Genomic DNA, 23933 nt, shown 5'->3' with positions numbered 1-23933 from the left:
ATTTATATGTTTATGCAGTTTAAACAACTGACTCTCTCCCTATGTATTTTTGGTTTAAGTGCTGCCTCTTTTGCACAAACAACATTAGTAAAAAGTAAGCAAAATGTTGAGGAATATAAATTAGATAATGGTTTTCGGGTAGTGCTTGCGCCGAATGACAAAGAAAATAAAATCTTTATTAATACCATTTATTTAACGGGTTCTTTAAATGATCCACAGGGTAAAAGTGGTTTAGCACATTTACTCGAACATTTAGCATTTAAAGGCACGCAAAATGTAAAAGGTGAAGAATTCCAACGCCGTTTAGATCAATATACGTTAATGACGAATGCGAGCACGGATTACTATTCAACCAAATACACCAATATTGTCCGTCCAGAAAAAACAGCACTCGATCAAGTGCTGTACCTTGAATCTGAGCGCATGGACAAATTAGTTCTACAAGAAAAATTTGTGCCTTCTGAAATTGAAATCGTAAAGCGTGAACGTGAAGTCCGTATGGATCAGCCTTTTGCTGTCTTGATGGATCAAATGTGGAAGTCGGCTTATGGTAATCAATATCTAGGTCGATTACCGATTGGTGATTTACCTGAGCTTAAGTCAATTAAAATGCCTGAGTTGAACCAGTTCTATCGCAGTTGGTATGCGCCTAATAATGCGGTCATGGTGATTTCAGGCAAGTTTGATAAAACTGATGTTTTGAAAACGATAGACCAATATTTTAGCCCAATTCCTGCGCGAGCTGTGCCTAAGCCTGTTCAAGTGCCTGTGTTAGATTCTACAAAACTCAAAAACCGTGAGTTTGTGGTGAAAAAGGGTAGTGATTTGGCCAAATTCCATATCTATATGGATGGTAAAAACACAAAAATTCAACCGGAACTGGCTTTCGCACCTATGTTGTATACCATGCAGCCAAGTGGTCATTTGTACCAAAATATGGTTGAAACAGGTGTTAGTACAGACGTTCAGGCATCAACATGGCTAGATCAAGATTTTAACGTCGTATTTTTAGGTGCTATTTATTCACCAAAAAATGACCCTAAAAAAGTTGAAAGCGCTTTGCTCTCTGGAATTGAAAAGGGTAAACCTTTTACAGAGACTGAGCTAAATCGTGTAAAAAGCTTAATGAAAACGCAAGGTGAGTTAGTCAATAAAGATGCCGTTGCTTTGGGTTCCCGTTTAAGTGATTACACTGTAGCGGATGGGCAATGGGACCAATATTTCAAAGATTTAGATTCAATTGATAAAGTGAAGCTCAACGAGGTAAATCAAACCTTAAAACAGTTCCTTGTTGCAGGTCATCGTATTGATGGCGATATTTTGCCAACACCAGAAGACCAAAAGAAAGCATTACAACTCGACGCAAAAGATAAGCCTAAAACATTAGATCAAACAGATGTTAAAGCAGAGCCTTTAAAAGATCCGAAAGTTTATCAACAAGAAGTTGCCGAGTTTTTAAAAACGTCTAAGCAATATGCCGAAAGTAATGAGAAAAAGATCCTTCGCGGAAAACTTAAAAATGGAATGAAGTATGCTTTATTCCCTGTAGAAACCCGTGATGATCGTACCTATGCCACCATTACTATGGATTTTGGTACTGAAAAATCTTTATTCGATAAAGGTACGGTTGTTGATTTAACTTCATATTTATTGCTTCGCGGTTCTGATAAATATAGCTTGCAAGATATTGCCGATAAATCGATTGATGCAGGTGGCGCAGCTTATGCAAGTGCCGATGGCAATGGTATGACCATTAATATTCAATCTAAAACTGAAAAGTTCGATGAGTTTTTCAAGTTTGTTCTAGAGGTCATGAAAAATCCTAAATTTGAACAATCTCAATTTGACTTAATTAAATCTCAAAGCTTATCTAGTCTTGATCGTCCTTATACCGAACCGGATGTGGTAGCAGGTCTAACATTATCTCGCTTGGTAGAAGAATACCAGCCGGGTGATTTGCGTTATCACTTTGAACCGGAGCTGGCTAAAAAACAATTAAAGAATGTGACTCAAGAGCAAGTCAAAGAGCTTTATCAGCATTTCTTTGCCATGAATCATGCGCAAATTGCGATTACAGGTGCATTTGATACCCAAAAAATGAAAAAGCTATTGAATCAAGAGTTCGGAAGCTGGAATAGCAAACAACCGTATGAAAAAATCTTGATTCAACATGTTGATTTTCCTGCCCAGCAAGTACATGTCTTATCTGAGCAGCGTGAGTTTGGTAGTTATCAAAGTGTACTTGCATTACCGGTTGGGAAAAATCATCCCGACGCTTCTGCATTAATTTTAATGAATTACATTTTGGGTGAATCTCAAATTTCATCACGTTTGGCTCAAGAGCTTCGTGAAAAAAATGCATTGGTATATGGTTTTGGTACTGGTTTGCAATTAGATCGAGACACGAATGTAGGTGCGTTAAGCATTAGTGCAAATTATACGGCTGGTCGCTCAGCACAAGTTTCTGCTTCAGTTCATAAGGTTCTAAATGACTTAATTACTCATGGTATTACAGAGCAGGAGCTTGCAGCAGCGAAGGCGGATATTATGAAGAAACGTGTTACTGCCTTAGAAGATGAACGTAATATCCACGGTATGTTAAATCTAGAGCTTGAGTCAGGTAAAACATTACTTGACCGTGTTAAACATGACCAAGAGTTAACAAAGTTAACGGTTGCTGATGTGAACGCAGTTATTAAAAAATATATTAAACCTTCAAATCTTGTTGAAGTTATGGCTGACCAGTATGGTCAAGCACAAAAGCAGTAAATAATTGCCAAATAAAAAGCCACTTCATGTGGCTTTTTATTTGAGTGGTAAAATATTTTAATGGTCGTGTTTGTGAGTATGAAAATCTTCATTCTTACGGAAACGTAAGTAGTTATCGAACTGTTCACAATACTCATCAAAGTTATCTTCAAGCATCATTTGGAACTGTTGAAGAAGATAAGACATCACCTGATCTTTTGCATCACGCATTTCATTACCATCTTTAAAATTATTGGCAGCCACCCATGTATTAAAACGAGCAGTTGCAAATAACATGGCTGCGCTCACTTGACCACGAAGCTCGGCCGGGTCTGGCTTTTGGCCTTTTGGCGGGCGACAAAAATCATTTGCTTGTTTAATGAATTCATCCGCACGCTCAAAGAAAACAGCATTTAACGCTTCTTCTTCAGTAATATCTGTTGCATTAATCTTTTGAGACATGACTTATTCCCGCAAAAATAGAGCTGCTTATTATAGGCAAAGCCTTGCGGAAACAAAACCTTTGCCTTAGTCTGTAAATAGCCTAAGTATTGGGAGTTATAATATGCAAGATGCAATAGCCGTTCAAAGTCTAAAAACAGACATTGCTTTATTACGCCAGCATATTTTTCCACCCCAATATTTGGAGCATGTAGAAGGGCTGCCAATTTATTATGGTTTGCAAGAAGAAGTTGTGGCCTATTATCAGCAATGGAAAGATTTAATAGAAAGGGCACAAGAGCTTTTTCAACCTTTTATGGAAGATGAATTACCAGATGCAATTCATTTACCAAGCCATCTAAACTTACCCTTATTCTTTTTCCATGTAGACCGAATTCGGATTAATAAAACACGCGCAAAAGAATCAAAAACTTTCCGTGGTGTGGCCAGTCTTATTGAAAAATGTGGGCAGTTTGAAACAGATCAGATATTTACCATGCAAGAATGGTTGCAAAGTGATGATACAGCAGCGCTAGTTGCACACCGTGAATTTATTGATTTACGGACGTATGTATTCCAGCATGGTCAAAGTGAATATACGCGTTCACGGTTTTATACCAATGGTATTGTGTTAGGGGTAGAGCTACACTTTAAACTCGTCGATGCTCGCGATAAACCAAGAAAACAGCGTAGTGATAGCTATAGCGATCCATTAGCAGATAACGGTGTATGGAAAGTATTTGGTAAATATAGATAAAAAGTCGCGGCATATTTGCCGCGACTTCAAGATTCTTACCAAAATGTTTTTGCCTGTTTAAATTTTTGCAAAGCTTCGGCAGATTGATTTTGTAAATAAGGTTGTTTGGCTTTAACCCATCCTAATGCAAACCAAAAATGTGGGTCGTGTTCAACCGCTTTATTAAATAGATCTTCGGCAATAAATAAGTCGTTATAAAGTCCTAAAGTATTTTGCACAGGCTGTAATTGTTTTAAAAACTGCTGAACATTTTTACGAGGATATAAGCTCGATATAAACTCAATGCAGTAACGAAGCTGTTTGGCTTTCTTGCGCGTTCTGTGCTGTTCGGTGACTTCAAGTTCAGTGAAATGATCGGCATTACTCACCACTTGATGGTGTAACTTATCTAAGCTTTTTCCTATATATTTTTTCAATTTTCCTTTGGCGTTTTGATCGTCTTCTTCTGAATAGGCAAATGCTAATAAGGCGAGTATAAGCTTAATGGTATCTGCGGATTTAAACAGTGTGGCAAGATCTTTTAATGGCTGTTCAGAGATCGGAAGTAAAAGCTCAGGTGAACCATGCTGCACAATCATAGGTAAAATTTCGGTACGAATAGCATCTTCGTCTCGCGTGTCCCCAAGCTGACGGAATAGTTCGGCAATTTGCTCTTCCCACACAGGGTTTAACTCGTCTGACCATGCTGAAAAATGTTTTAGTGCACTACGTAAACGGCGTAAGCTTACGCGTGCCTGATGAATGTGCTCAGCCTCGGCAACTCCATCGGCAATTGCGGCCATGTTAGGCAAGAATTGTCCCAAACAGTTTTCTACAATCTTTTTGAGTGCCTGTTCTGCTGAAATGTTTTTATCTAAGTTCAGTTTTTTTGCGTGAACAGCCGGTGAAGCAGCTTGCCCCAATGCGAGTAAATTACCGCGCTCGGCTTTACTTCTAACATCGAGCCAAAGTTCATAACGATTAATCCATTGCTGAGCAAATTGAATCAGTGTTTTGACTGCACCTTGTTTAAGTTCGAACTCAACTTCGCAAATTTTGCTTTGTGCTGTTGCTGTTTTTACGGCGCCGTCATCAAGACAGACTTCAATTGCCGTGTCATCTGCTTCAAAAACATGATAGGTACGTTGTACATCAGTCTCAAACTGTAAGCTTAGCTTTTCGACTTCAGAGCCTAAAGCTTGAGTAATCAAATCTGTGACGGCTTTATTGTCTTTATATAACTCAAGGTTTAAGTCAGGTTCTTGATCGCATTTTCCTAAAAAAACTTCTTCTTCGACACGATGTAAATGACTTTGGCCGGCAGCCTTAAAGGTTTGTACCCACAGATCATTTTCTTTACGTAAGCGTAAGGCCATACCATTTTTTGCAAGTAGGCGGTCTGGCGTATCGTAATACTTGGCCTGTAAATGAATATACTGTGCTTTATGTTTTTTTAAATATTGCTGGACGGTTTTTTTCTTCGATTCAGGTAACTGAAACTTAAGCTCAACTTCAACCATAACAGATCTCCCTGAATCAGGTATTTAAACTATCTTGAATAAGTATAATAGCTTAGCGCTAAAAATAATGTTTTTGATAGAGAAAGTTACAATCAAACATATGACGCTACACTTTTATTTAGGTGTACAATCAGGTGATGTTTTGATCAAATAAAAATCAGGAAGATGATCGTGAATGCACCCGTAAATTTTAATCATGAAACTCAGCCAGAGTTTGAATTACCTATTAAAAACTATCAGGAATTTTATCGTTTTTATTTAACTGAACACCGTAATATTATGAGTAGGCGCTTACATGCGGTGGGCAGTAGCATTGGTCTATACTTTTTTTCAAAAGCTATTCGTAAGAAACAGGCCAAATACGCACTCTATGGTTTAGTTTCTGGCTATGCATGTGCATGGGTTGGACATTTTATGTTTGAGAAAAATAAACCTGCCAGTTTTAAACAGCCACTTTATAGCTTTATTTCTGATTGGCGAATGCTCTCTGATGTTGCGACTGGTCGATTAAGTTTAATTGATCGCAAGCACGATAAAATTCCAAGTTAATTTTTATTTCTATTTTTAATATACCGATTGGTACTGATAAGCCTATATCAATCGGTACTTATGATGACTTATAAATCCGTTATACTAGCGAAGTTTTTAAAAAGCGAGAGTAGAGTATGCGCGGTTTATACCTCATTACCAATGATGACCCAATCCAATTATTATTAGAAAAATTAGACGCCGCACTCGCAACCCGTCAAATCGCAATTTTACAGTACCGCCGTAAAAAAATAGACAAAGCCGAACAGCCTGCTGAAGTTGAACAGATCAAACAATTATGTGAAAAATATCAGGTTCCTTTTGTCATTAATGATGACCTAAAACTGGCTGCTCAGTTTGGTTTAGGTGTGCATTTAGGCCAAAGTGACGGTGAAATTACCGATGCAAAATCGCAGTTACCAGAAGGTGTCATTATTGGCCGTACTTGCTTAAACTCTTTAGAGCTTGCTCAAAAAGCAATTGCCGATGGCGCAACTTATGTTGCCTTTGGTGCGGTTTATGCAACTGCCACTAAACCGGAAGCTGGCAATGTAGGTATAGAAGTGATTAAGCAAGCAGCAGCTCAATATGATTTACCTATTTGTGCAATTGGTGGTTTGACTGTTGAAAATTCAAAACCCGTGATTGAGGCTGGAGCTGACCTCTGTGCAGTCATTAGTGATATATTAGGTCGATCAACTGCTGAAATTCCTGCCCGTGTACAAGCGTGGGCACAATTATTTTCTTAAGCTTTCAAAATTATTTTTTAGATATTTAAGACGAGCATTTCCATGAGTTTATCTCCAAAGCAAGAACAGTTATTTAAACAAGCCAGCAAACACATTCCAGGTGGTGTGAACTCTCCAGTACGTGCCTTTAATGGCGTTGGAGGCACACCGGTTTTCATTGAGAAAGCCAAAGGTGCGTATTTGTGGGATGTAGATGGTAAGCGCTATGTAGATTATGTTGGCTCTTGGGGACCAATGATTTTGGGCCATGCTCATCCGGATATTATTAAGGCTGTGCAAACAGCAGCAGAAGATGGCTTAAGTTTTGGTGCACCAACCGTACATGAAACAACATTGGCAGATATCATTTGTGAAATCATGCCATCTATTGAATTGGTACGTATGACCAACTCTGGTACAGAAGCGACTATGACTGCTATTCGTTTAGCACGTGGTTATACTGGCCGTGACAAGATCGTGAAGTTTGAAGGTTGTTACCACGGACACTCTGACTCATTGTTAGTAAAAGCAGGTTCTGGTTTATTAACTAAAGGTGAGGGCGAACCAACATCAAAAGGTGTACCAGCTGATTTCGCTAAACACACTTTAACACTGCCATATAACGATGTTGCAGCATTAAAAGAATGCTTTGCTAAATTTGGTCATGAAATTGCAGGCGTCATTATTGAACCTGTCGCAGGTAATATGAATATGGTGAAACCAATTGATGGTTTCTTACAAGCGATTCGTGATGTGTGTGATGAATACAAATCTGTATTTATTATTGACGAAGTAATGACAGGTTTCCGTGTTGCATTAGGCGGTGCTCAGTCAGTTTATAACGTTAAACCTGACTTAACGACTTTAGGTAAAATTATTGGTGCTGGTTTACCTGTAGGTGCCTTTGGCGGTAAGCGTGAAATCATGGAGTGCATCGCACCTTTAGGGGGTGTATACCAAGCGGGGACTTTATCTGGTAATCCACTTGCTATGCGCGCTGGTATCGAAATGTTTAAACATTTACGTCAACCGGACTTTTACAGCAAGTTATCTGCTCAACTTGAAAAGTTACTTGCAGGTTTACAAGCAGCAGCAGATGAAGCGGGTATTCCATTTAAAACTCAGCAAGCTGGCGCAATGTTTGGGCTTTACTTTACTGACCAAGAAGACATCACAAGCTTTGACTCTATGTTGGCATGTGATATTGAAGCTTTCAAAAAGTTCTTCCATGGCATGTTAAAACGTGGCGTAAACTTGGCACCGTCAGCATTTGAAGCAGGCTTTATTTCATCTGCTCATTCTGATGAAGATATCGAATTTACCATTCAGGCTGCAAAAGAAACCTTTGCCGAAATGAAGTAAGCAAAAAGGCCCGTTTTAAACGGGCTTTTTAATTTGAGCTATTTTATATTTGTAGAGAACAATGTTTTATCCCTTACCTCGAAAAATCCAGTTAGCCGCAAGTACTTCAAATTGGCCTATTGAATCTACGCAAAGCATATTGCTCCTAGTCGGGCTAGATGATCTTGAAAATATATCTGATTGGGCGCATCAGCCATTAGCCGATCATTTAGAAATACTAAGTAAAAGAGCACAAGCACTCGAAATTCCGGTCATGATGATTCAGTCATCTCAACTTCAACAGGCCATGTTACAGCTTGGGCAGCACTTGTCATCAAACACTCAGGCACAGGTAATTATGGCGGGGAATTTATCACCGCTATTTAAGCAAATCATGCAGCTTGTTTTATCCATTACCGATTATGTAGCTATTGTAAATGATGCAATATTGGCGAGTAGTTTAGAGCAGCATATACAATGGATTGAAAAAATAAGTTTTGACCATATTCAACATATAAACACGCAGACTTTAATGCGCTTATGGTCTTTAAGTGCACCGTCATTACAGGTCTTGTCCGATAAAGGAATTTTATTGGCAGTTGCTGAACAGATAGGGCGACATCCAATGGAAATTCATCCCGAAATAGATTTAAGAAACTATGGTCTAGACGCTTCGGGAGTCAATTATTTGGTGGAATTATGGCGTGCTAATGGTGCGAGCCTAACTGTTGATGAGTTGATGCAAACTCCTACATTGCAACATATTATGCAGTTATTGAAGCTCTAATCGGCTTTAGCCGTAATGTGATTCATAATATTTGCAAATTCTGTCGTTAATTTACCCGAACGGCATTGTAATTCGGACGTAAGCTTTTTATTATTGCCCGCTTGTTTTTCATCTTGCCTTGGGAATACAACTTTGAGTGATTTTCTAAGTGAACATCTGATCTATCGTGATGATGATTTTATGGTGATTCATAAACCTTCGGACATCTTGAGTGTGCCAGGGAAAGGTGATTTACATGACAGCGTTTTGACAAGACTGGTGGCAATTGAACCACGAACTTTGCTCATTCACCGCCTTGACCGTGATACTTCGGGTATTTTGGTTTTTGGGTTATCTAAGCGTGGACAGAGTGCGATTGCACGCCAATTTCAAGACCGTCAAACTTCGAAAATATATGAAGCGCTAGTTGCTGGTCATTTAGAGGGTGAAGGGACAGTGGATATCCCTGTCGTCTATGATCCGAGTCGACCACCTTTACATATTGTCGATGCTTCTCATAACAAACCTGCTTTAACACATTGGCAGGCGATTGAACATTTCCAGATTCAGGGACAACCGGTTACGCGTGTCAAATTAACACCGATTACCGGACGTTCTCATCAACTCCGTGTACACATGCAATATCTGGGACATCCGATTGTAGGTGATACATTGTATGCAGCACCGGAACAATTACTTGTTCCTCGTCTGTGCTTGCATGCTAAACAGTTAAGCTTTAATCATCCTGTCACAGGGGAATCATTAACTTTTAACTGTCCTGTACCGTTTTAATGTAAAAACTTTCAATGAGTAATTTTTGTAGCGAAACAATTTAATTGGTTTCTGCTGCAAAATTTTGCTTTAAAGACTACATAAAAAGATGCAAAAATAAGCTACTTTGCATCGTACAATATGTAGTGCGAACTTGAGAAAAAGGTGGAAAAATTGCAGCAGTATGCTATTGGTCAACGTTGGCTATCAGATACAGAGACTGAGCTCGGTTTAGGCGTTCTTATTGATGTAGATGAAAGATCTGTCAGCATTTTATTCCCCAAGAGCGATGAAACGCGTGTTTATGCACGCAATAATGCACCGCTTTCTCGTATCATCTTTAATGTAAATGATGAAGTTCAAGACCAAGAAGGCAATAAGTGGAATGTCGAGTCTATTGAAGACCGTCATGGTGTTTTGCGTTATAACGTGGTTCGTACTTTAGAAAATGGCGAGCAAGAACGTAAAGCGCTAAACGAAACGCGTATTGGTGCACAAATTCAATTATCAAAACCTTTAGATCGTTTGCTGGCAAGCCAGATTGATTATAAAGAGTGGTATGACCTACGCATTGAAGCAATGCTGATGCAGGCGCAAATGCAAACCAGCCCATTACGCGGCTTGGTTGGGGCTCGTGTAGGTTTAATTCCGCATCAGCTTTATATTGCACATGAAGTCGGTAAACGTTTCGCACCACGTGTTTTACTTGCTGATGAAGTAGGTTTAGGTAAAACAATTGAAGCTGGTTTAATTATCCACCAACAGCTTAAAACCGGCCGTTCTGAACGTATCCTGATTTTAGTCCCTGATTCTCTTCAGTATCAGTGGATGATTGAAATGCGACGCCGTTTCAATTTGCAATTTTCTCTGTTTGATTTAACCCGTACTGCATCTATCAAAGAACATGATCCAGAACTTAACCCGTTCTTAACTGAGCAATGCATTATTGCCAGCGTCGACTTGATGGTGGACCATGACGATTTGCGTGAGCAAGCATTAGAAGCTGGTTTCGATTTACTCGTCGTCGATGAAGCACATCACTTGATGTGGAGCGAAGAAGAGGGTGGTAACGATCGTTACGACTTGGTTGAAGAGCTTGCTGAAAATACGGCAGGTGTATTGTTGCTTACTGCAACGCCTGAACAGCTGGGTGTAGAAAGCCACTTTGCGCGCTTACGTTTGTTAGATCCACAGCGCTTTAGTAGTTTAGAGCGTTTCTTGGATGAAGAAGCTCAATATCAGCAAACTGCGCAAATTGCAGAAGTGCTTATGTCGGATGAGCCTTTAACTCAAGAGCATTTATCTGCTTTAGAAGGTTTGTTAGGTCATTCAATTGAAGACCAACCTGAGCAACGTTTCAGAGCGATTCATGAGTTGTTAGACCGTCACGGTACAGGTCGTATTTTATTCCGTAATACGCGTGAAGCGATTCAAGGCTTCCCCGGCCGTGATTGCCAACCTGCGCCTTTACCTGCGCCAGCAGATTGGTCAAAAGACGGTAAATTACGCGAGCAAATGTGGCCAGAAGAAGCACAAATTGATGGCTCATGGATGCAAAATGATCCGCGTGTACCGTGGTTAATGGAAATTCTACGTAAAGAACTTAAGCATAAAAAAGTTCTTTTAATTGCCCGTAGTGGTCCTGTTGTCGAGTCTTTAGAAAGTGCGCTTCGTTTGCATGCAGGTATTCGTACAGCTATGTTCCATGAAGGTATGAGTTTGCTTGAGCGTGACCAAGCGGCTGCTTACTTTGCAGAAGAAAGCTACGGTGCTCAAATCTTACTTTGTTCAGAAATTGGTTCAGAAGGCCGTAACTTCCAGTTTGCGAGTGATTTAATTTTATTTGATTTGCCTGCAAACCCTGACGTTTTAGAACAACGTATTGGTCGTTTAGACCGTATTGGTCAAGAAAACCGTATCCAGATTCATGTACCTTACTTAATGGGCACCGCTCAAGAGCGTATGTTCCGTTGGTATAATGAAGCATTGAATATTTTCAGCAATATTTCTCCAACAGCTCAAACGCTACAAGAAAACTTTATTGTTGAATTAAAAGATTGCTTGCTTGCCGACCAAGGTCAAACATTTGAAGATTTACTTGAAGAAGTTAATGTTCAACGCCAAGCTTTAGAAGCAGAGTTACAAGCTGGTCGAGATCGTCTGCTTGAGTACAACTCATGCCGTCCTATCGTTGCACAAGAAATTGTTCAAGCGTTAGAAGACTATGATGACAACACAACGCTGCCTATGTTTGTGAAGCGTTTCATGTCTTCAACTAATATTGACTTTGATGAGCAAAGTAACGGTACAGTCATTATTCGTCCAACTGACCAGATGCAAGTGCAAGGTTTGGCATTAGACGAAGAAGGTATGACTGCGACTTTCTATCGTGATCAAGCGCAAATGCGTGAAGACGCTCAGTATCTAACTTTAGAACATCCGTTTATTGAAAGTGTCATGGAAATGATCCGCACACAATCATTTGGTAGTACCAATGTTGCTGTGCTTAAGTCCAATGCATTAAAGCAAGGTTCGGTTTTACTTGAAGTCTGGTTTAAAGTTGATGTGGTGGCACCAAAATCCTTGAACTTGCCATCAAGCTTACCAAAACAACTTATTCGCGTATTGTTAAGTGAAAATGGTCAGGACTTATCTGAAAAGATTGATCCAACCATTTTAAAACCGTATTTGCATCATTTAGATGGCAATAGCTGCCGCCAAGTGGTTAAAGCCCGCCGTGAAGTGATTGAAGAGCGTTATAAACAAGCGCTTGATATTGCTAAAGAAGGTTTACCTCAGCTTCAACAGCAAGCAAAAGAGCATTATGGTAATAAATGGCAATATGAGATTGATCGTTTAACTTACTTAAAACAGTTCAACCCGAGCATTCGCCAAGACGAAATTGAGCGCTTACAGAAGTTGCAAAAAGAAGGTTTAAGCTTGCTTGATGGCTTAACCGTAACCCCTGAAGCGATTCAAGTGCTTGTAGTAGTCAAACCATAAGCAATGAGTAATAAAAAAAGCGCCACACAGGCGCTTTTTTATTGAGTAAATTTAAGTTAAATCAATCTGGCATCTTTTAATTCTAGTTTTAAATAAGCATAGAAAATCGGTGCTGCAATTAAGCCACTTAAGCCAAAGATTGACTCGAAAATTAACATAGCCAATAAAATTTCCCATGCATTGGCATTAATTTTATGACCAATAATTTTGGCATTAATAAAGTATTCTAACTTGTGAACTAATACGAGGTAGAGTAGCGCAACACCTGCTAGACCGAGTGAAATTGTAAGAGCCGCAATAAAAGTTAAAGTATTTGAAATTAAATTCCCTAAAATTGGAATTAAGCCAAACATAAAGGTAAGAATGGTTAAGGTTTTGGCGAAAGGTAGGTGAACACCCCAGATCGGCAATAGTACAAAAGCAAATAATATAAAGAGCAGCGTATTAATCGCTGAAATTTTAATTTGTGCAAAAACTACATTTCTAAAAGAAATTGATAATTTTTGAATACGTTGAATCAGTAACGATTTGAAAACAGGTTGGGGTGTACGTCGGTGAAAGCCGTGAATAGCAACCAATATACCGATAATAAGACCCATCACCATAGTCACTAGATTATGCAAAATATCGGAACTGGCATTTTTTAATGTAGTTACGTTATCTTTCATAAACGCGAATATTTCATCTTTCAGTTCTGTAACGCTATCTGGAATATAGCCCGGTAAATATTTCCCAATCTCCGCTTGTAAGTGCAGTAGTGTTTGGTCGACTTTACCGTTAATACTATGTAAACCGACTCCTTTTAAATCATATACTACAAAGCTAATTAAACTTGTAATGAAAAAGGCAAGAAGAGAAATAGTAATAATACTTAATAAAATACTAATAAAAATGCGGGCTCTTTGACCATCAATATAACGTTCAACAATAGAGCTTAAACTAATAATAATTTCATAAATGAGAAAGCCTGCAAAAAAACTTGCTAAGAGATGCAGGGGGATAACCGAAAGCAAAAAAATGCCCATCAGAATATAGCTTGCAATCAGGCTTTGACGATTACTCAAACTTTGCATGTGAATCCCTGAATAACGTGGGGAAGTATTGATATGTATTGCTAGAATTATTTACTTATACTCTTGCATCTAAGCTGCTTCAATCCATGGTTTATATTTTTATTAATCAGTAGGCACAGGTGTATAAAAAATGGCTTGTAAAATCACAAACCATTTTATGTGGAATCTATCTTATTTTTGCTTCGTCTAGATGACGGGCACCTTCTAAAATCATCCGGATCATGATCATTGTTTGTTCTGCGACTTCAGCACGCTGATCAATAGGAAGGTCAATCACTTTGGCACCCATGTGAAAAACAAGTTGTGTAATTGCTTTTGCAACAAGTTCAGGGTGGTATAGATGATTGTTATTGAGGCGTTCTAAGCGAATTAAATCTTCTTGTAGCTCTTGCTGAAAGAAGTTGAGCTGTCGATCTACAGCAGCTTTATAAGAAGCGGAACCTGTAAAACCTTCTCGCAACAATAAACTTAAATTACCTTCATCAGCATCCAGCTGTTGCAGAAAAATTTCTACAGAACTACGAATAATGCTGTCTTGCAAAGATGCACGAAGGCGAGCTTGACGAATAATTTTACGTAAAACGATACCGGCACGGTCAATGAGTGAAATAGCTAACTCATCAATATCTTTAAAGTGACGATAAAAACTGTTTGGGGCAATACCAGCTTCTCTTGCAACTTCTCGTAAGCTGAGTGAGGCAATACTTTTTTGTGGACCAATCAGGTTAAGAGCTGCCTGAAAAAGTTCTTCTTTCGTAATCGTCGCTTTTCTTCCAACAGAACGCGTTACTGTTTTTATTTCAATGACATCTTGTGATGAGGTTGTGTCATTTGGGCTCTGAGAAAGTGAGGTTTGGGTCATGTTTTTCAATATATTCTTAAACTGTCTGGATTATAGCGTTAGACAGGGAACTTGTGAAATTGTAATTAAAAGTACGAGTGTATATACAAATATATATACATGTGTATAATAATTAAAAAAGAGCGACAGAGCCCTCAGTTATGCAAGCAATCGAAAAGAGAAATTCTCTATTCAATTCATTAACACAAGCTGTATTTGACAAAAATATGGCGAACTTCTGGCTACAAAAAATAAATCCTTTATGGTCTGTGCAGCATGGACTAGTTCAAATTGTAAAAAAAGAATTCGTAGCTCATGACACTGTGAGCCTGACATTAAAATGCAACCGCTTAGTGAAAATGGGCGCGGCAGGTCAACATCATCCAGTGATTGTTGAAATTGCGGGCCGTCGCTATGAACGTACTTATAGCTTGACGCAAATTGATGCAGAGCACTTACGTTTAACAGTTAAAAAAGTTGCTGATGGTATTGTCAGTAACTGGTTTATTGCAGAAAGCAAAATTGGTGATGTTTTTGAGCTTGGGCAGCCTTATGGCGACATGCAACAAAACATTCAGACACCGAAATTAATTATGTTAGCTGCTGGTAGTGGTATTACACCAATGTTGAGCTTAATCACAGCAATTAAGCAAAGCCAACAGTTAGAAAAAACGCAGGTTCAGCTTTTATATTGGGTCAAACAGCGTTCTGATGCTGCTTTTACAGAGTACTTTGAACAAGTGGCTGAACAAAACCCAAACTTTAGCTATCAGGTGTTTTACACACAAGAAACACCAAATGATGAACGTTTAAATGCCGAACATCTTGCACTGGTTGATGGTATTGAAAACAGCACAGTTTATGCATGTGGTCCATCGGGTTTTGTTTCAACTGTTGAACAGCTTTTTGAAAAAGCACCAACTGTACTTACAGAAGCATTTAGTTTAACTAATGAAAGTTCTGCGGATGACATTGGTTATGTGAATGTCACATTAACCCAGTCTAATAAAGTGATTGCAATTCCTAAAGGCCAATCCATTTTGGTCAGCCTTGAGCATGAAGGCCTTAAGCCGACACATGGCTGTCGTATGGGAATTTGTAATAAATGTGTTTGTAGTAAAACGCAAGGTTCTACACGTAATTTACTAAACGGTAGCCAAAATACGGAACCAAGCCAATTACTTAAAATTTGTGTGAACTCAGCACAATCCGATCTAGTTATTGATCTTTAAGAGAGAACTCTTATGAATATGCCAGTGAAAGTCGAATATTTTAAAAATCCTAAAAATCGAGATTTGACTCCAGCAGAACTTGAAGCATTTGCAAAAGAGCTTGATCAGATCAAACAAGAAGTATTGGATGATTTGGGTGAAAAAGACGCTAAATATATCCGCCGTGTCTATGCTGCTATTCGTTATAGTAGCTTTTTAGGCCGAGCTTGTTTATTTGCAGGTTGGTTCCCGCCAGCGTGGATTTTAGGTACAGGTTTATTAGGTTTCTCTAAAATTATGGAGAACATGGAGCTCGGCCATAATGTTATGCACGGTCAATATGACTGGATGAATGACCCGAAATTTAATGGTCAAACTTATGAATGGGATACTGTAGGTACCTCTGACAACTGGCGTCAAACCCACAACTATAAACATCATACTTATACCAATATTAAAGGTATTGATGATGACATTGGTTATGGCTTACTTCGCTTATTCCCTGAACAACGTTGGAAGCCAGGGTTCTTATTGCAGCCTATTTACAGTATTCCATTTTGCTTATTGTTCCAGTGGGGCGTAGCAATTCAGAATCTTGAAATTGGGCGTGTACTTTACAAGCGTAAAACTAAGGCACAATTTTTAGAAGAGTTAAAACCGGTTAATAAAAAGATTGGCAAGCAACTCTTTAAAGATTATGTTTTCTTCCCACTTATTGCAGGGCCGGCAGCACTACCAGTATTTACAGGTAACTTGGTCGCAAATGGCCTTCGTAATATCTGGACCTTTAGTATTATTTTCTGTGGTCATTTCACGAAAGATGCAGAAGTGTTTCCAAAATCTGTTTTACAAGAAGAAAGCCGTGGACACTGGTATATGCGCCAAATTCGTGGTTCTTCTAACTTAACAGGTTCAGAAGCATTCCATATTTTGTCTGGTCACTTAAGTCATCAAATTGAACATCACTTATTCCCAGATATTCCTGCTCGTCGTTATCGTCAAATGGCTCCAAAAGTTGAGGCGGTTTGTAAGAAATATGGCTTGAACTATAACAATGCAAGCTTTGTTAAGCAGTTTGGACAAGTGGTTGGGCGTATTGTGAAATATGCGTTCCCATTTAAAAAATAAGATAAAAGAGCCCTGAGAATTCAGGGCTTTTTTTATTTCTTTTTAGAAATCCACATGGTAATTGTGGCATGAAATACTTTATCTTTGTGAGTGTCGTAAATATCTACGTTGACTAAATATTCTCCAGCTTTTTCCCAGTTATAATCAGCTTCCACTGGTGTAGCAATTGCAATTAAGTCTGTTTCAGCTTTTTTTAAATATTCAACAGTCATTCCTTTTGGAATCCAGCGATGGGTAGATGGGACAGTAACTTCTGTCATTGTTCCACCCGCCAGTTCAGCCATATTACACATCGCAATCGCATGGACTGTTCCAATGTGGTTAAGCACAGAACGCTTCTTCTTAATAGAAATTTCGCAATAATTCGGTTTTAACTCAATAAAAAGAGGGGAAATACTGCCGAAATAAGGTGCTTTTAAGCACAGCATACGAGAGAAAGTCCACTTGCCTTTAGGAAAAGCAGTTACTTTATTCCAGAGCTCTAATGTGGTTGCCATAATTTGACTTCCTTTAATTTTAAAAATACAGAATATTATTCTGTTTAAGAATATAGTTCTGTTTACAAATATGCGTCAAGTCATTCAAAATATCTCCGATGACTGGTCAGAGAATACAAAATGGTATCTGCTCAAAATTTATTAGAACGCTTATATCCTGGAAGAAGAGCTGCTTTAAAACGACAAATATTATTAGATGCTTTAGATTGTTTTTTAGAGCAGGGCATTGAAACGACTAGTATTGAAATGATTCGTGCCAAATCAGAAAGTAGCGTTGGGGCGATTTATCATCATTTTAAAAATAAAGAGGGTATAGTTGCGGCCTTATTTTTTTCAGCTTTAGATGATCAAACAGCTCTGAGAGATGAATATTTAAAACAGTCCAAAACATTAAAAGATGTTGTAGAAGCTCTAATTTATAGTTATGTGGACTGGGTAAGTGAGCAACCGGAATTTGCAAAATTCTTAATTACTGCGCGTTTTAACATTATAGAGGGGGAGGAACAGCAACAACTTACACAAAAAAATAAGAGTAGAAACCAAAAGATATTTAGCTTGATTTCAAACTTTGAAGAATTTAAAGCATTTAGTTTAATTCCACATGAACTTTTGCTTTCATTAGTGATTGGTTCTACAGAGAGCTATTGTCGTGCGTGGTTATCACAACGTGTAAAAGCTGACCCCAAAGACTATAGAGAAATTCTGGCAAAAGCAGCTTGGAATTCATTACAGGATTTGCGTTTAGAACATTAATAGCGAGCAATAAAAAAACCGCATGAAGAATGCGGTTTTAGATTGAAAAATGAATTATTTAAACTGGATTGAACCGTTTGCATTTACAGTAATTTTAGACTCACCAGCAGCCATATCTTGAGCTGGTGCCGCTTCAGCAGCAGCGAACTTAGCTAGGCTGGCACGCATTACAGGTTGAGGAAAATAGTTATTCGTGTTCAGGTTTAGAGTGACCAAAGAATATTGGCTTTTATTCCATGCTTGAGTCAACATTTGCGCACGCTGTTGAAAGTTTTTAGACGCTTCTACCATCAATTCATTCTCAACTTTTTTACGTTGCTCATCTGAGACGCTAAAATTAATGGATTGAGTTTGAAAGCTTTGTTGTAACTCATTAATTAATTGGCTAGCAGCTTTAAAATCTTTACTTTCTAAACGAATTTCCGCGCGGCCACGCCATTCTTTTAATTTATTACTGTCATTGTCATAAATTGGATAAGTGCTTTGGGCACCAGTTTCCACTTTCACTTGTGGGTATTTACGCGAAGTTGCGAGTGCTTGGTTCATTAACTGGTTAATTTGATTTGAAAGCTCTGCAGGCTGCTTATTGCTTTTTTCAATATATAAAGTTGCATGCATTTCATCGTTTGAAACTTGGCGAGAAGCTTCTGCTTGAACATTTACAATATTGTAGTGAAGGGCATTATCATCTTGGGCAAAAACCATAGGGCTGAGTACCGTACCAAGGAGAAGAGTAGATATTGCTAAAGTACGCATAAATTTATCCTTTAAAAATTAATATAAATTTAATTTTTTTCATTAAGAAATGTTAAACATAAGTTATGCATAACTTTTGCAGATTTTGTGGGGTATTTGTAATATTTAAATCAAGTTTTTTAATTTTTGGTAAGAATAAAATTCTTTAAAAATAAAAAACTTAGAATTAAAGTGTTTCAATGTAACTTAAAAAATCACACGAATATAAAAAAAGAATATTTTCTTTAGGTTGTCACATAGTATGATGATAATTCATCATAACTATTGGGATAATACAATTTTTCAATAAGATTAGATGAGTAAAGTACACAAAAGACGTTTTTTTTCTTGCAAAATTAGGTATCATCGCGCTCCTAGTTACAAGATATAAAATATGTGTCTTCGCTAGTTCTATAAAGCACCGAGTCAAAGGACCAAAAGTCACCAGACTTATTTCTTTCTACCCTTATCAGAGATGGTAATCCGATATGAGCGTTACTTCTGTCAACCCTGCCACTAATGCTACCAACGAATATTATTTGACTCGCCAAAGTCAAATGGAATCGAATGTTCGTAGCTATCCACGTAAATTACCGTTAGCGATAGCGAAAGCACAAGGTTGCTGGGTTACTGATGTTGAAGGTACACAGTACCTTGATTGTTTAGCTGGGGCAGGTACATTGGCTTTAGGTCATAATCATCCTGCGGTGATTCAAAGTATTCAAGACACATTGGCAAGTGGTTTGCCATTGCATACTTTAGACTTAACCACACCTTTAAAAGATGCGTTTACTGAAGCGTTGTTAGCATATTTACCAGGTGGTAAAGAAGAATATTGCTTACAGTTCTGTGGTCCTTCTGGTGCAGATGCGACTGAGGCAGCAATTAAACTTGCTAAAACTTACACTGGCCGTAGCTCAGTGATCAGTTTCTCTGGTGGTTACCATGGTATGACTCATGGTTCACTTGCAATGACTGGTAACTTAAGTGCAAAAAATGCAGTGAATGGCTTAATGCCAGGCGTACAATTCATGCCATATCCGCATGAATATCGCTGCCCACTTGGTTTAGGTGGTGAAGCTGGTGTTGACGCTTTAACTTACTATTTCGAAAACTTTATTGAAGATGTTGAAAGCGGTGTAACTAAGCCAGCTGCTGTTATTCTTGAAGCAATTCAAGGTGAAGGCGGTGTTGTTACAGCTCCAGTAAAATGGTTGCAAAAAATCCGTGAAGTGACTGAAAAGCACAACATCGTTTTAATTTTAGACGAAGTTCAAGCAGGCTTTGCTCGTTCAGGAAAAATGTTTGCATTTGAACATGCCGGTATTGAACCTGATGTCGTTGTAATGTCTAAAGCAGTAGGTGGTGGTTTACCACTTGCAGTATTAGGTATTAAGCGTAAATTTGATGCTTGGCAGCCTGCTGGTCACACTGGTACTTTCCGTGGTAACCAACTTGCTATGGGTACAGGTCTTGTTGTATTAGAAACGATCAAGGAACAAAACCTTGCTCAAAATGCACAAGAGCGTGGTGAATTCTTACAAGCTGAATTGAAAAAATTAGCTACTGAATTCCCATGTATCGGTAACGTACGTGGCCGCGGTTTAATGATTGGTGTTGAAATCGTTGACGAGCGTAAACCTGCTGACCGTATCGGTTCTCACCCTGCTGACTCTCAGTTAGCGGCTGCGATCCAGACTGCTTGCTTTAACAACAAGTTATTGCTTGAAAAAGGTGGTCGTAACGGTACAGTAATTCGTTTACTTTGCCCACTCATCATTACTCAAGAAGAGTGTGTAGAAGTAATTGCTCGCTTTAAGAAAGCAGTTGCAGAAGCATTGGTTGCAGTGCGAGGCGCGTAAGTATGGTGGATTTTGCAGAACATCGTAAAGCGTTACTCTGCAATGATGCACAATCCATTGCTGACTATGAGTCAGCAATGGGCGAAGCGGTAAAAGCCGTTTCAGCATGGTTGCAAAATGAAAAAATGTACACAGGCGGTAGCATTAAAGAGTTGCGTTCAGCAATTTCTTTCCAACCTTCAAAAGAAGGTATGGGTGTACAACAATCTCTTCAACGTATGATTGAGCTTTTCTTGAATAAAAGCTTGAAAGTACACCATCCACACTCATTAGCACATTTACACTGCCCAACCATGGTGATGAGCCAGATCGCGGAAGTGTTAATCAATGCAACTAACCAGTCTATGGACTCATGGGATCAAAGCCCGGCAGGTTCATTAATGGAAGTTCAGCTTATTGATTGGTTGCGTCAAAAAGTAGGTTATGGTTCTGGTCAGGCTGGTGTTTTCACTTCTGGCGGTACTCAATCTAACTTGATGGGTGTGTTACTTGCTCGTGACTGGTGCATTGCGAAAAACTGGAAAGACGAAAATGGTAACCCATGGTCTGTACAGCGTGATGGTATTCCAGCTGAAGCAATGAAAAACGTCAAAGTCATTTGTTCTGAAAATGCGCATTTCTCTGTGCAAAAGAACATGGCAATGATGGGCATGGGCTTCCAGTCAGTTGTGACTGTTCCTGTGAATGAAAATGCACAGATGGATGTTGATGCTCTTGAAAAAACAATGGCGCATCTTCAGTCTGAAGGTAAAGTTGTTGCTTGTGTCGTTGCGACAGCGGGTACAACTGATGCTGGTGCAATTGATCCATTGAAAAAAATCCGTGAAATTACTAATAAGTATGGTTCATGGATGCATATCGATGCTGCATGGGGCGGTGCACTGATCTTGTCAAATGACTATCGTGCAATGCTTGATGGTATTGAGTTGTCTGACTCGATTACCCTCGACTTCCATAAGCATTATTTCCAAAGCATTAGCTGTGGCGCGTTCTTGTTGAAAGATGAAGCGAACTATCGTTTCATGCACTACGAAGCTGAGTACTTGAACTCTGCTTATGATGAAGAGCATGGCGTACCTAACCTTGTGTCTAAATCATTACAAACGACTCGTCGTTTTGATGCTTTAAAATTGTGGATGACCATTGAATCACTCGGCGAAGAGCTATATGGTTCAATGATTGACCATGGTGTAAAACTGACTCGTGAAGTTGCAGATTACATCAAGGCAACTGATGGTTTAGAGCTTTTAGTTGAACCACAATTTGCTTCGGTATTGTTCCGTGTTGTTCCGGAAGGTTACCCAGTTGAGTTTATCGATAGCTTGAACCAAAACGTAGCAGATGAATTGTTTGCACGTGGTGAAGCAAATATCGGTGTAACAAAAGTTGGTAATGTACAGTCATTGAAGATGACAACATTAAGCCCTGTAGTAACTGTCGACAACGTTAAGAACCTTTTAGCTCAAGTATTGGCTGAAGCTGAACGCATTAAAGATGCGATTGCTTCTGGTAACTACGTACCACCAATCGACTAATTGAGTTGATACCCCAAAAAGCTCGGTTTATTGCCGGGCTTTTTTATTACATATTATTTTTATTAAAAGTGTGTATCAGAAGAAGGGTATATGCACAAAACATGCATATTTTCAAAAAACAAAAATAATTATGCATGATTTATGGTGAGCAAATTTCTTATTGTATTGGTATGTTCCCGATTTTTTGGTCGCATTGATATATCAATACGGCACTTGCTTTAAACCATTTTGCATAAAGTAAGAAGTCGTAATTACAATTAAGACAAGGAAGAAGAAATGCAACAAGCGAATATGCTTAATGAATTTAAACTTATTATTGGCGGTCAACTTTGTTCAGGTGAACAAGGTGAACTGGAAATTATTAATCCTGCTACTGGCTTAACTGCGGCACATTGTGCAAAAGCATCAGTTGCACAAGTGAATCAAGCTGTTAGTGCAGCTAAACAGGCTTCTAAAGCTTGGCAGCTTGTCTCGCATGATGAGCGTAAATCAATTTTAAACAAGATTGCAGACGGTATTGAAAAGCACGCTGAAATGCTTGCAGAGCTGGTGGTGCTTGAACAAGGTAAACCACTCGCACTGGCACAAATGGAAGTGCAAGGTGCAATTGGCTGGACGCGTTATGCGGCTTCTATGGATTTACCGGTAGAAGTAATTGAAGACAGTGAAACTAAACGTATTGAACGCCATCGCCAACCATTGGGTGTAGTGGCTTCAATTACGCCATGGAACTGGCCACTCATGATTGCAGTTTGGCATATCATGCCTGCTTTACGTGCAGGTAACGTTGTCATTAGCAAACCTTCTGAATACACACCATTATCGACTTTACGTTTATGTGAAATCATTCAGCAAGAAGTTCCAGCAGGTGTAATCTCAATTGTGGTTGGTGCTGGTGAGATTGGTGAAGCATTATCTTCTCATCCAGATGTGCAAAAAGTCGTGTTTACGGGATCAACTCGAACAGGGCAGCACATTATGGCTGGTGCAGCTCAGCAGCTAAAACACTTAACTTTAGAGCTTGGTGGTAATGATGCTGGTATTGTATTACCAGATGCAAATATCGATGAAATTGCTGCTAAGATTTTTAATATGGCGTTCTTGAATGCTGGTCAAACATGTGCGGCATTAAAGCGTTTATATGTGCATGAAAGCCAATATGAGGCTTTATCTCAAAAGTTAGCTGATATTGCCAACGCTCAAGTTGTGGGTGATGGTATGGCGTCTTCTACAACATTTGGTCCAGTACAAAACCAAATGCAATATAATAAGGTAAAAGCTCTTATTGCTGAAGCGATTGCACAAGGTGCAAAAGCACTCTCTGGACAACAACAGCTACCAGAGCAGGGCTACTTTATTGCGCCAACTATTTTGACTGAAGTTTCTGACTCTTGCCGTGTGGTGCAAGAAGAGCAATTTGGTCCAGTGTTGCCTGTTTTAAAATATACCGATATCAACGATGCTATTGCTCGTGCCAATGACAGTGAGTTTGGTTTGGGTGGTTCAATCTGGTCTTCTGATCTTAAAGCCGCACAGACCTATGCTACACAGCTTCAATGTGGAACAGTTTGGATTAATACCCATGCAGAAGTACTGCCTCATGCACCTTTCGGAGGCTGGAAAATGTCTGGCTTAGGCGCTGAGTTTGGTTTGGAAGGTTTGCTTGAAAATACGATCGGGCAAACGGTTCACATCAGTAAAGTCTAAAGATTAGTT

At 39.0% G+C, this 23933-nt stretch carries 20 protein-coding genes; 14 read left to right on the top strand and 6 right to left on the bottom strand.

The annotated features are described in order from the left end of the window. Positions 1 to 6 precede the first annotated feature (6 nt). Positions 7 to 2769, top strand: a complete 2763-nt coding sequence (locus EG365_RS03280; protein ID WP_000480989.1) for a M16 family metallopeptidase — start codon at positions 7 to 9, stop codon at positions 2767 to 2769. Positions 2770 to 2826: 57 nt separating this feature from the next. Here EG365_RS03280 and EG365_RS03275 read toward each other — a convergent pair whose 3' ends face one another. Next, positions 2827 to 3210 carry a DUF3144 domain-containing protein gene (locus tag EG365_RS03275; RefSeq protein ID WP_000078676.1) on the bottom strand — a complete coding sequence of 128 codons (384 nt, stop codon included), beginning with the start codon at positions 3208 to 3210 and terminating at the stop codon, positions 2827 to 2829. Positions 3211 to 3313: 103 nt separating this feature from the next. Between EG365_RS03275 and EG365_RS03270 the strand changes: the two genes are divergently transcribed. Further along, positions 3314 to 3946 (top strand): hypothetical protein, encoded by a 633-nt coding sequence (locus EG365_RS03270; RefSeq protein WP_001150006.1) that lies wholly within the window; start codon positions 3314 to 3316, stop codon positions 3944 to 3946. 35 nt (positions 3947 to 3981) lie between these two features. On the opposite strand, the gene EG365_RS03265 is transcribed toward EG365_RS03270, so the two are convergent. Continuing rightward, the gene (locus tag EG365_RS03265; protein WP_000230510.1) at positions 3982 to 5445 is read right to left on the bottom strand and encodes a CYTH and CHAD domain-containing protein; all 1464 of its coding nucleotides are present in this window, start codon (positions 5443 to 5445) and stop codon (positions 3982 to 3984) included. Positions 5446 to 5610: 165 nt separating this feature from the next. Between EG365_RS03265 and EG365_RS03260 the strand changes: the two genes are divergently transcribed. From EG365_RS03260 to rapA, 6 genes are all read left to right on the top strand, one after another. Then, positions 5611 to 5994 carry a DUF962 domain-containing protein gene (locus EG365_RS03260; protein ID WP_000636741.1) on the top strand — a complete coding sequence of 128 codons (384 nt, stop codon included), beginning with the start codon at positions 5611 to 5613 and terminating at the stop codon, positions 5992 to 5994. Positions 5995 to 6110: 116 nt separating this feature from the next. Then, positions 6111 to 6722 carry a thiamine phosphate synthase gene (gene thiE, locus EG365_RS03255; RefSeq protein WP_001214802.1) on the top strand — a complete coding sequence of 204 codons (612 nt, stop codon included), beginning with the start codon at positions 6111 to 6113 and terminating at the stop codon, positions 6720 to 6722. Positions 6723 to 6764: 42 nt separating this feature from the next. After that, on the top strand, positions 6765 to 8063 hold the full coding sequence (hemL, locus tag EG365_RS03250; RefSeq protein WP_000059234.1) for a glutamate-1-semialdehyde 2,1-aminomutase: 1299 nt from the start codon (positions 6765 to 6767) through the stop codon (positions 8061 to 8063). 61 nt (positions 8064 to 8124) lie between these two features. Continuing rightward, complete coding sequence (locus EG365_RS03245; RefSeq protein ID WP_000499850.1) at positions 8125 to 8829, top strand: phosphopantetheine-binding protein; 705 nt, start codon at positions 8125 to 8127, stop codon at positions 8827 to 8829. A 132-nt stretch (positions 8830 to 8961) separates the two neighbouring features. Beyond that, positions 8962 to 9600: an RluA family pseudouridine synthase gene (locus EG365_RS03240; RefSeq protein WP_001279312.1), complete on the top strand. Its 639-nt coding sequence runs from the start codon at positions 8962 to 8964 to the stop codon at positions 9598 to 9600. 144 nt (positions 9601 to 9744) lie between these two features. Further along, the gene (gene rapA, locus EG365_RS03235) at positions 9745 to 12582 is read left to right on the top strand and encodes an RNA polymerase-associated protein RapA (protein WP_000413587.1); all 2838 of its coding nucleotides are present in this window, start codon (positions 9745 to 9747) and stop codon (positions 12580 to 12582) included. Positions 12583 to 12638: 56 nt separating this feature from the next. Here the strand turns inward: rapA and EG365_RS03230 are convergent, their stop codons facing one another. Continuing rightward, a complete protein-coding gene (locus tag EG365_RS03230) occupies positions 12639 to 13655 on the bottom strand; it encodes an AI-2E family transporter (protein ID WP_001191208.1) in 1017 nt (338 codons plus the stop codon). A 166-nt stretch (positions 13656 to 13821) separates the two neighbouring features. After that, the gene (gene fabR / locus EG365_RS03225; protein ID WP_000195202.1) at positions 13822 to 14517 is read right to left on the bottom strand and encodes an HTH-type transcriptional repressor FabR; all 696 of its coding nucleotides are present in this window, start codon (positions 14515 to 14517) and stop codon (positions 13822 to 13824) included. Between the two features lie 140 nt (positions 14518 to 14657). Between fabR and EG365_RS03220 the strand changes: the two genes are divergently transcribed. Beyond that, complete coding sequence (locus EG365_RS03220) at positions 14658 to 15728, top strand: ferredoxin reductase (protein ID WP_001147894.1); 1071 nt, start codon at positions 14658 to 14660, stop codon at positions 15726 to 15728. Between the two features lie 12 nt (positions 15729 to 15740). After that, a complete protein-coding gene (locus EG365_RS03215; RefSeq protein ID WP_001057073.1) occupies positions 15741 to 16835 on the top strand; it encodes a fatty acid desaturase family protein in 1095 nt (364 codons plus the stop codon). 32 nt (positions 16836 to 16867) lie between these two features. Here EG365_RS03215 and EG365_RS03210 read toward each other — a convergent pair whose 3' ends face one another. Next, positions 16868 to 17332: a hotdog fold domain-containing protein gene (locus EG365_RS03210; RefSeq protein WP_000246244.1), complete on the bottom strand. Its 465-nt coding sequence runs from the start codon at positions 17330 to 17332 to the stop codon at positions 16868 to 16870. Between the two features lie 120 nt (positions 17333 to 17452). Between EG365_RS03210 and EG365_RS03205 the strand changes: the two genes are divergently transcribed. Further along, positions 17453 to 18085 carry a TetR/AcrR family transcriptional regulator gene (locus EG365_RS03205; protein WP_000253006.1) on the top strand — a complete coding sequence of 211 codons (633 nt, stop codon included), beginning with the start codon at positions 17453 to 17455 and terminating at the stop codon, positions 18083 to 18085. Positions 18086 to 18139: 54 nt separating this feature from the next. Here EG365_RS03205 and EG365_RS03200 read toward each other — a convergent pair whose 3' ends face one another. Beyond that, a complete protein-coding gene (locus tag EG365_RS03200; RefSeq protein WP_001259423.1) occupies positions 18140 to 18841 on the bottom strand; it encodes an SIMPL domain-containing protein in 702 nt (233 codons plus the stop codon). 467 nt (positions 18842 to 19308) lie between these two features. Here EG365_RS03200 and EG365_RS03195 point away from each other — a divergent pair, with 467 nt between their 5' ends. The 3 genes from EG365_RS03195 (at position 19309) to EG365_RS03185 (ending at position 23924) form a co-directional block, all read left to right on the top strand. Next, positions 19309 to 20682, top strand: coding sequence for a diaminobutyrate--2-oxoglutarate transaminase (locus EG365_RS03195; RefSeq protein WP_000117540.1), 1374 nt, complete (start codon positions 19309 to 19311; stop codon positions 20680 to 20682). Positions 20683 to 20684: 2 nt separating this feature from the next. Next, a complete protein-coding gene (locus EG365_RS03190) occupies positions 20685 to 22217 on the top strand; it encodes a pyridoxal phosphate-dependent decarboxylase family protein (RefSeq protein ID WP_000227392.1) in 1533 nt (510 codons plus the stop codon). 276 nt (positions 22218 to 22493) lie between these two features. After that, a complete protein-coding gene (locus tag EG365_RS03185) occupies positions 22494 to 23924 on the top strand; it encodes an aldehyde dehydrogenase family protein (protein WP_001183475.1) in 1431 nt (476 codons plus the stop codon). Positions 23925 to 23933 lie beyond the last annotated feature (9 nt).

Source organism: Acinetobacter sp. FDAARGOS_494 (genome assembly GCF_003812225.1).
Lineage (GTDB): Bacteria > Pseudomonadota > Gammaproteobacteria > Pseudomonadales > Moraxellaceae > Acinetobacter > Acinetobacter baumannii.
Note: the sequence above shows the minus strand (reverse complement) of the source record. Positions and strands in the feature narration are given on the sequence as shown.

Coding starts and splice junctions, on each gene's coding strand:
- EG365_RS03280 (WP_000480989.1), top strand. CDS start 7: ATGTTTATGCAGTTTAAACAACTGACTCTCTCCCTATGTATTTTTGGT.
- EG365_RS03200 (WP_001259423.1), bottom strand. CDS start 18,841: ATGCGTACTTTAGCAATATCTACTCTTCTCCTTGGTACGGTACTCAGC.
- EG365_RS03265 (WP_000230510.1), bottom strand. CDS start 5,445: ATGGTTGAAGTTGAGCTTAAGTTTCAGTTACCTGAATCGAAGAAAAAA.
- thiE (WP_001214802.1), top strand. CDS start 6,111: ATGCGCGGTTTATACCTCATTACCAATGATGACCCAATCCAATTATTA.
- EG365_RS03230 (WP_001191208.1), bottom strand. CDS start 13,655: ATGCAAAGTTTGAGTAATCGTCAAAGCCTGATTGCAAGCTATATTCTG.
- EG365_RS03260 (WP_000636741.1), top strand. CDS start 5,611: ATGATCGTGAATGCACCCGTAAATTTTAATCATGAAACTCAGCCAGAG.
- EG365_RS03245 (WP_000499850.1), top strand. CDS start 8,125: ATGTTTTATCCCTTACCTCGAAAAATCCAGTTAGCCGCAAGTACTTCA.
- EG365_RS03215 (WP_001057073.1), top strand. CDS start 15,741: ATGAATATGCCAGTGAAAGTCGAATATTTTAAAAATCCTAAAAATCGA.
- EG365_RS03185 (WP_001183475.1), top strand. CDS start 22,494: ATGCAACAAGCGAATATGCTTAATGAATTTAAACTTATTATTGGCGGT.
- EG365_RS03210 (WP_000246244.1), bottom strand. CDS start 17,332: ATGGCAACCACATTAGAGCTCTGGAATAAAGTAACTGCTTTTCCTAAA.
- EG365_RS03195 (WP_000117540.1), top strand. CDS start 19,309: ATGAGCGTTACTTCTGTCAACCCTGCCACTAATGCTACCAACGAATAT.
- fabR (WP_000195202.1), bottom strand. CDS start 14,517: ATGACCCAAACCTCACTTTCTCAGAGCCCAAATGACACAACCTCATCA.
- EG365_RS03275 (WP_000078676.1), bottom strand. CDS start 3,210: ATGTCTCAAAAGATTAATGCAACAGATATTACTGAAGAAGAAGCGTTA.
- EG365_RS03270 (WP_001150006.1), top strand. CDS start 3,314: ATGCAAGATGCAATAGCCGTTCAAAGTCTAAAAACAGACATTGCTTTA.
- EG365_RS03220 (WP_001147894.1), top strand. CDS start 14,658: ATGCAAGCAATCGAAAAGAGAAATTCTCTATTCAATTCATTAACACAA.
- hemL (WP_000059234.1), top strand. CDS start 6,765: ATGAGTTTATCTCCAAAGCAAGAACAGTTATTTAAACAAGCCAGCAAA.
- EG365_RS03205 (WP_000253006.1), top strand. CDS start 17,453: ATGGTATCTGCTCAAAATTTATTAGAACGCTTATATCCTGGAAGAAGA.
- EG365_RS03190 (WP_000227392.1), top strand. CDS start 20,685: ATGGTGGATTTTGCAGAACATCGTAAAGCGTTACTCTGCAATGATGCA.